6 protein-coding genes and 1 tRNA gene are annotated in these 7,756 nt (G+C 75.6%); 2 read left to right on the top strand and 5 right to left on the bottom strand.

The features are described 5' to 3' along the window. Positions 1-49 precede the first annotated feature (49 nt). The 3 genes from ACRYMY_RS13135 to ACRYMY_RS13125 form a co-directional block, all read right to left on the bottom strand. Positions 50-1,027: a ribose-phosphate diphosphokinase gene (locus tag ACRYMY_RS13135; protein ID WP_369055245.1), complete on the bottom strand. Its 978-nt coding sequence runs from the start codon at positions 1,025-1,027 to the stop codon at positions 50-52. Next, the gene (gene glmU, locus ACRYMY_RS13130) at positions 1,024-2,526 is read right to left on the bottom strand and encodes a bifunctional UDP-N-acetylglucosamine diphosphorylase/glucosamine-1-phosphate N-acetyltransferase GlmU (RefSeq protein WP_432547704.1); all 1,503 of its coding nucleotides are present in this window, start codon (positions 2,524-2,526) and stop codon (positions 1,024-1,026) included. The genes ACRYMY_RS13135 and glmU overlap by 4 nt, the downstream gene beginning before the upstream one ends. Before the next feature lie 131 nt (positions 2,527-2,657). After that, positions 2,658-2,729, bottom strand: a tRNA-Gln gene (locus tag ACRYMY_RS13125). Between the two features lie 150 nt (positions 2,730-2,879). Here ACRYMY_RS13125 and ACRYMY_RS13120 point away from each other — a divergent pair. Further along, positions 2,880-3,503 (top strand): TetR/AcrR family transcriptional regulator, encoded by a 624-nt coding sequence (locus ACRYMY_RS13120; protein ID WP_432547707.1) that lies wholly within the window; start codon positions 2,880-2,882, stop codon positions 3,501-3,503. A 9-nt stretch (positions 3,504-3,512) separates the two neighbouring features. After that, positions 3,513-4,061, top strand: a complete 549-nt coding sequence (locus ACRYMY_RS13115; protein ID WP_432547703.1) for a MarR family winged helix-turn-helix transcriptional regulator — start codon at positions 3,513-3,515, stop codon at positions 4,059-4,061. 57 nt (positions 4,062-4,118) lie between these two features. Here the strand turns inward: ACRYMY_RS13115 and ACRYMY_RS13110 are convergent, their stop codons facing one another. After that, complete coding sequence (locus ACRYMY_RS13110; protein ID WP_432547702.1) at positions 4,119-5,678, bottom strand: sugar transferase; 1,560 nt, start codon at positions 5,676-5,678, stop codon at positions 4,119-4,121. Between the two features lie 259 nt (positions 5,679-5,937). Then, positions 5,938-7,755: an ABC-F family ATP-binding cassette domain-containing protein gene (locus ACRYMY_RS13105; RefSeq protein WP_432547701.1), complete on the bottom strand. Its 1,818-nt coding sequence runs from the start codon at positions 7,753-7,755 to the stop codon at positions 5,938-5,940. Between the last annotated feature and the right edge of the window lies 1 nt (position 7,756).

The raw sequence follows: 7,756 nt of genomic DNA, 5'->3' as shown, positions 1-7,756 counted from the left end.
GCCCCGACGCCGGCGGCGTCGGGGCGGGGGCCCGCTGCGGGGTGAGGCGTCAGCTGTGCCCGTCGAACAGGCTGGTGACGGAACCGTCGTCGAAGACCTCGCGGACGGCCCGCGCCAGCAGCGGCGCGATGGAGAGCACCGTCAGCTGCGGGAAGCGCTGCGCCTCGGTGATCGGCAGCGTGTTGGTCACGACGAGCTCGGAGATCGGCGAGTTCTTCAGCCGGTCCACGGCCGGACCGGAGAGGACCGCGTGCGTCGCGGTGGCGATGACGTCGGCGGCGCCGTTGGCCTTGAGCGCCTCGGCGGCCTGCACGATGGTGCCGGCGGTGTCGATGAGGTCGTCCACGAGCACGCAGGTGCGGCCCTCGACCTCGCCGACGACCTCGTGCACCTTCACCTGGTTGGGCACGTTCGGGTCGCGGCGCTTGTGGATGATCGCCAGCGGCGCGCCGAGGCGGTCGGACCACAGGTCGGCCACGCGGACCCGGCCGGCGTCCGGGGACACGATCGTCAGGTTCGAGCGGTCCACCCGCTTGCCGACGTGCTCGGCCAGCAGCGGCAGCGCCCACAGGTGGTCGACGGGGCCGTCGAAGAAGCCCTGGATCTGGGCGGTGTGCAGGTCCACCGACATGAGCCGGTCGGCGCCGGCGGTCTTGAACATGTCGGCGACCAGGCGCGCGGAGATGGGCTCGCGGCCGCGGCCCTTCTTGTCCTGGCGGGCGTAGCCGTAGAAGGGGGCGACCACCGTGATGCGCTTGGCCGAGGCCCGCTTCAGCGCGTCGACCATGATCAGGTGTTCCATGATCCACTGGTTGACGTTGGCCGTGTGGCTCTGGATGACGAACGCGTCGGCGCCGCGCACGCTCTCCTCGAACCGGACGTAGATCTCGGAGTTGGCGAAGTCGTAGGCGCTGGTGGGCACGAGCTCGGCGCCCAGCGCGGCCGACACCTCCTCCGCCAGCTCCGGGTGGGCGCGGCCGGAGATGAGGACCATCCGCTTCTCGCCCGTCGTGGTGATCCCTGTCATGCCTGGCTCTCCCTGCCGTCGGTGGTGCTCTCGCCCTGCGCGGGTGCCCCGTGCGGGGTCCCGCCGTCCGTGCTCGCGCCGCTCGCGCGCTGCGCCGCCTCGGCGGCCGGGGTGCCGGGCCGGTTGGCCACCGTCCACCCCTCGACGTTGCGCTGCGGCGCGACGGTCATCGCGAGGGCGCCCGGGGGCACGTCCTTGCGGATGACCGTCCCGGCGCCCGAGTAGGCGCCGTCGCCGATGGTGACCGGCGCGACGTACATGGTGTCGCTGCCCATCCGCACGTGGTCGCCGACGGTGGTGCGCGCCTTGCGCACCCCGTCGTAGTTCACGAAGACCGAGGCCGCGCCGATGTTGGAGTGCTCGCCGATGGTCGCGTCGCCCACGTACGACAGGTGCGGCACCTTGGAGCCGCGCCCGATGTCGGCGTTCTTCGTCTCCACGAACGTGCCGATCTTGCCGTCGGCGCCCAGCCGGGTGCCCGGGCGCAGGAACGCGAACGGCCCCACGGAGGCGCCGGCGCCGACCACCGAGCCGGAGCCGTGGGTGCGCACGACGCTGGCGCCCTCCCCGACCTCCACGTCGGTCAGGGTCGTGTCCGGGCCGACGACGGCGCCGGTGGCCACGCGGGTGCGCCCGTGCAGCTGGGTGCCGGGCAGGACGGTGACGTCGGGGGCCAGCTCGACCTCGTCGTCCACCCACGTGGTGCGCGGGTCGACGACGGTGACGCCGGCGAGCATCCAGCGTCGCAGCGTGCGGGCGTTGGCCTCGGCGGCCAGCTCGGCCAGCTGGGCGCGGTCGTTGGCGCCGCGCACCTCCCACTCGTCGTCGACACCGACGGCCTCCACGCGCCCGCCCGCGGCGCGCGCCAGGGCCAGGGCGTCGGTGAGGTACACCTCGCCGGCGGCGTTGTCGCGGCCGGTGCGGGCCAGCGCGTCGCGCAGGGCGGCGGCGTCGAACGCGTAGACGCCGGAGTTCACCTCCCGCACCGCGAGCTGCTCGGGCGTGGCGTCCTTCTGCTCGACGATGCCGCTGACGCCGTCGGCGTCGCGCAGCACCCGGCCGTAGCCGGTGGGGTCCGCCACGTGCGCCGTGAGCACCGTGACGGCGTTGCCGGCCGCGGCGTGGGCGTCGGCGAGCCGGCGCAGCGTCTCCGCCGACAGCAGCGGCACGTCGCCGTAGGTGACCAGCACGGTCCCGGCGAGGCCGGGCGGCAGGGCGTCCAGGCCGCACTGCACGGCGCGGCCGGTGCCCGGCACCTCGTCCTGCAGGGCGACGACGACGCCGTCGTCCAGGGAGCGCACGTGCTCGCCGACGCGCTCGGCCTGGTGGCGCAGCACGACGACGAGGTGGTCGGGGTCGGTGCCGCGGGCGGCGCGCACGGCGTGCCCGAGGAGGCTGCGGCCGCCGAGGGGGTGCAGGACCTTGGGCAGCGCCGACTTCATCCTCGTCCCCTCACCGGCGGCGAGGACGATCACGGCGGAGGGCTTCGGGGTGGTCACGCGGTGGCGCTCCTCGCGGGCTGCGGGCGTCGAGACCGGGCCGCGGACGACCCTGCCCGGCGAGGATAACGGCCGCGGCGGCGGGGGCGGACCACCCGTGCGGCGCCGCTCGCCCGTCCGGCGGCCGCCGGCTCCCGGGAGAGGATTCGAACCCCTACCTGACGGGACCAAAACCCGCCGTGCTGCCGTTACACCACCCGGGACCGCCGGGGCCGGCGCTGAGCGGCCCGCGGCGGCGACCATCCTGCCAGCACCCGCCCGCCGTCCCCGCCGTCCCCGCCGCCCGCCGCGCCGGTCGGGCGCGGCAGGATGGGGCCGTGGCCGACACCCCGCCGCGGACCCCGCGCGCCCGCATGACCAGCGGCGAGCGGCGCGAGCAGCTCATCGGCATCGGCCGCACCCTCTTCGCCGCCCGCGGCGTCGAGGGCACCACCGTCGAGGAGATCGCCGCCCGGGCGGGGGTGTCCAAGCCGGTCGTCTACGAGCACTTCGGCGGCAAGGAGGGCCTGTACGCGGTCGTCGTGGACCGCGAGTTCTCCACGCTGCTGTCGGCCATCACGGGGGCGCTGTCGGGGCGCGGCAGCCCCCGCACCCTGCTGGAGCGGGCGATCACGGCGCTGCTGGACTACATCGAGGGCTCCACCGACGGCTTCCGCATCCTGGTGCGCGACTCCCCCGTCGCCCCCACCGGCGGCGGCTTCGCCAGCCTCATCTCCGACGTCGCCAGCCAGGTGGAGTACCTGCTCGTCGACGCCTTCGCCGCCCGCGGCTTCCCGGCGCAGATGGCCTCGATGTACGCGCAGATGCTCGTGGGCATGGTGGCCGTGACGGGTCAGTGGTGGCTGGACAGCCGCGAGCCGCCCAAGGAGCAGGTCGTGGCGCACCTGGTGAACCTCGCCTGGAACGGCCTGACCGGCCTGGAGCGCTCGCCGCGGCTGGCGTCCCGGCCGCCGGGGGCGCAGCAGCCGCCCGGCTAGGGTGCCCGGGTGGCGACGGAGGGGACCGGCACCCCCGCGGGAGCGGGGCCGGCGGCGGGGGCGGCGGCCGACGAGGTCGACCGCATCGTCGCCGCCTGGCGCCGGGAGACCCCCGAGCTCGACGTCGAGCCGCTGGAGGTCCTCTCGCGCGTGGCGCGGCTGTCGCGCTACCTGGACCGGCTGCGCCGCGACGCCTTCGCCGCGCACGCCCTGGAGACGTGGGAGTTCGACGTCCTGGCGGCGCTGCGGCGCTCCGGCGCCCCGCACGAGCTGTCCCCCGGCCAGCTCGTCGTCCAGACGCTGGTGACCAGCGGGACGATGACCAACCGGGTGGACCGGCTGGTCGCCCGCGGTCTCGTGCAGCGCCTGCCCGACCCGACCGACGGGCGCAGCGTGCGGGTGCGGCTGACCGCCGAGGGCACCGCGGCCGTGGACGCGGCGCTGGCCGACCTCGTGCAGGCCGAGCACCGCCTGCTGGCCGTGCTGCCGCCGCCGGACCGCCGGGAGCTGGCGGCCCTGCTGCGCCGGGTCACCGCCCCCTTCGAGCAGCGCTCCTGACGCGACGAGCCCCGCCCCGCGGACCGCGGGACGGGGCTCGGCACGACCAGGTGGGGCTCAGTAGGCCCCGCGACCGCGGAGCACGGCCCCGGCGGTCTTCCACAGGATCATGAAGTCGAAGGTGAAGGACCAGTTCTCCACGTAGCGCACGTCCAGGCGCACCGACTCGTCCCAGTCCAGGTCCGAGCGGCCGTTGATCTGCCACAGGCCCGTCAGGCCCGGCTTGACCAGGAGGCGCCGGCGCATGTCGTAGCCGTACGCGTCGACCTCCTTCTGCAGCGGCGGGCGCGGTCCGACGAGCGACATCTGCCCGAGCAGCACGTTGATCAGCTGCGGCAGCTCGTCCACGGAGTAGCGGCGCATGAGGCGGCCCGTGCGGGTGATGCGCGGGTCGACCTTCATCTTGAACAGCACGCCGTTGCCATCGGTGCGCTCGCGCAGGTCCACGAGCAGCTTCTCCGCGTCGGTGACCATCGAGCGGAACTTGAACATCCCGAACGAGCGGCCGTCCTTGCCGACGCGCTGCTGGACGAAGAAGACCGGGCCGGGCGAGTCGATCTTGATCGCGACGGCGACGGCCAGCAGCAGCGGGCTCAGCAGCAGCAGGGCCACGGCGGCCGCGGTGCGGTCCACGGTGGTCTTCGCCAGCCGGCGCACGCCCTCCAGCTCGGGGCGCTCCACGTGCAGCAGCGGCAGCCCGCACACGGGGCGGATGGCCACGCGCGGGCCGATGACCTCGGTCAGCGCGGGGGCGACGACGAGGTCGGCGCGGGTGGCCTCCAGCTCCCAGCCGAGGCGGCGCAGGGCCGGACCGTCCAGCTCGGGGCAGGCGGTGACGGCGACGACGTCGGCGTCCACGCTGGTGACGGCGTGGCGCACGTCGTCGAGGCTGCCGACGACCTCGATGCCCAGGGCGTCGAGCTCGGCGTCCTCCTCCGGGGTGCCCTTGCCGCCGGGCACGCAGGCGCCGACGATCCGCATGCCGTGGTAGCTGGCGCGGTGCAGCTGGCGGGCCATGCCGGCCACGGCGGCGCGGTGCCCGACGGCCACGACGGTCTGCCCGGCCTCGCCGCGCGTGCGGCGGTCGTGCAGGCGCTGGCGCAGGGTGTACCGGCCGATCAGCGTGCCGACGATGGCCAGCGGGAACGCCACGACGACGTAGCCGCGGGCGATGTCGAGGTCGAAGGCCCACGAGGAGGTGCCGACCACGGCGACGACGGCCAGCGAGGCCGTCAGCACGCGGTGGTACTCCTCGGAGCCCACGCCGAGGAAGCGCGGTTCGTAGGTGCGGAAGGCGCCCATGGCCAGCACCCACATCACCGGCAGCAGCACGGCGACGGCCACGACCGCGCGACCGGCCGTGGTGGCCAGGTCGGCGGGGGCCTCGTTGAAGCGGGCGAAGAAGCCCACGAAGGCGGCCAGCGCCGCGACGGCCGCGTCGACCGCGATGACCTGCTGCACGTAGGAGCGCTGCCACGCGGGCGTGCGCTCGGGCATGCCGAGGACGGTGCGCTGGCGCGGCACGAGCAGGCGCTCGCGGCGGACGGCGTCCGTCCCGGCGTCGGCCGGGGAGGTCCCCAGCAGCCGGTCGTCGAGCTCCGTGGGTGCACCGGGCACGTCTGATCTGCTCAAAGTCCCCCCTGGACCGCTGGTGCGTCTGCGGCGGGCTCGGCCCGCCGGCCGCGGCCGGGCCGGACTCCCCCCGGGTGGCCCTCGCCGCGCTGCACAGCGTAGGGGGTGGCCACCCGAACGACGCAAGACGTGGCACGTCCCGGCTAGCCCGATCGGCCGAACAGCACCCGAAGCGGTCACCGCGGCGACAGAGTGTCCAAAGCCCAACACGAAGGGTGATCACGAGGCGCCGGAGCGCCCGCCGTCACTCGACCAGCTCGGACGCCTCCAACCAGGCCTCCTCCAGCTGCTCGCGCTCGGCCAGCACCGCGCGCAGCTGCTCGTCCAGGCTCGTCACGCGCGCGACGTCGGTGGCGTGCTCGGCCAGCTGCGCGTGCAGCTCCTCCTCGCGCGCGGCCAGCCGCTCCAGCCGGCGCTCGACCCGCGCCATCTCCTTGCGCGCCGCCCGCACGGCCGCACCGTCGACCGCCGGCGCGGCGGGCCCCGCCGACCCCGCCGGTCCGGACGGCGCCGCCGACCCCGCGCCGGCCTTCGCCTCGGCGCGGCGCCGCAGGTACTCCTCGACCCCGCCCGGCAGGTCGCGCACGGTGCCGTCGCCCAGCAGCGCCACCTGGCGGTCGGTGACGCGCTCCAGCAGGTACCGGTCGTGGCTGACCACGACCAGCGTGCCCGGCCAGCCGTCGAGCAGGTCCTCCACGGCGGCCAGGGTGTCGGTGTCCAGGTCGTTGGTCGGCTCGTCCAGCAGCAGGACGTTGGGCTCGGCCACCAGCAGCCGCAGCAGCTGCAGGCGCCGGCGCTCGCCGCCGGACAGGTCGTCCACGCGCGTCCACGCGCGCTGGGCGGTGAAGCCCAGCCGCTCCAGCAGCTGCCCGGCCGGCACGTCGCGGTCGCCGATGCGCACGTGCGAGGCGACCTCGTCCACGGCCTCCAGCGCGCGCAGCTCGCCGACCTCGTCCAGCTCGCGCACCTCCTGCGACAGGGTGGCCACCACGACCGTCTTGCCGCGCTTGACGACGCCGGCGTCCGGGCGCACGGCCCCGGTGACCAGCCCGAGCAGCGTCGACTTGCCGGCGCCGTTGACGCCGACGACGCCGACCCGGTCGCCCGGGCCCAGTCGCCACGTCACCCGGTCCAGGAGGGTGCGGCCGCCGTAGCCGACGGTGACGTCCTCGAGGTCGACGACGTCCTTGCCCAGCCGGGTGGTGGCCGTGCGGGCCAGCTCGACGGAGTCCCGCAGCGGCGGCACGTCGGCGATGAGGGCGTTGGCGGCGTCGATGCGGAAGCGCGGCTTGCTGGTGCGCGCGGGCGCTCCGCGGCGCAGCCAGGCCAGCTCCTTGCGCAGCAGGTTCTGCCGGCGCTCCTCCGTCACGGCGGCCACGCGGGCGCGCTCGGCGCGGGTGAGCACGTAGGCGGCGTACCCGCCGTCGTAGGCGTCGACGACGCCGTCGTGCACCTCCCACACGCGCTCGCACACGGCGTCGAGGAACCAGCGGTCGTGCGTGACGACGAGCAGGGCGCCCTGCCCCGCGGGCCAGCGCCCGCGCAGGTGCTCGGCCAGCCACGCCACGCCCTCGACGTCGAGGTGGTTGGTGGGCTCGTCGAGGACGACGAGGTCGTGCTCGCCCGCCAGCAGACCGGCCAGCGCGACGCGCCGGCGCTGCCCGCCGGACAGGGTGGCGATCGTCGCGTCCAGGCCGCCGACGTCGGAGGCGTCCAGGTCGCCCAGCAGGCCGGTGACCACGTCGCGCACGCGGGCCTGCGAGGCCCAGGCGTGCTCGGGCAGGTCGCCCAGCACCGCCTCGCGCACGGTGGAGCCCGGCGCCAGCGGGTCGGCCTGGGTGAGCATCCCCAGGCGCAGCCCGCCGGTGTGGGTGACGCGGCCGCCGTCCGGCTCCTGGTGCCGGGCCAGCAGCCGCAGCAGCGTGGACTTGCCGTCGCCGTTGCGGCCCACGACACCGGTGCGGTCGCCCTCGGCGACCCCCAGCGACACGCCGTCCAGCAGGGTCCGCGACCCGTGGACGACGGTCAGGCCCTCCGCGCTGACGAGGTTGGCGCCCGCCACC

Source organism: Kineococcus haloalkalitolerans, from assembly GCF_050871905.1.
Taxonomy (GTDB): Bacteria; Actinomycetota; Actinomycetes; order Actinomycetales; family Kineococcaceae; genus Kineococcus.
Note: the sequence above shows the minus strand (reverse complement) of the source record. Positions and strands in the feature narration are given on the sequence as shown.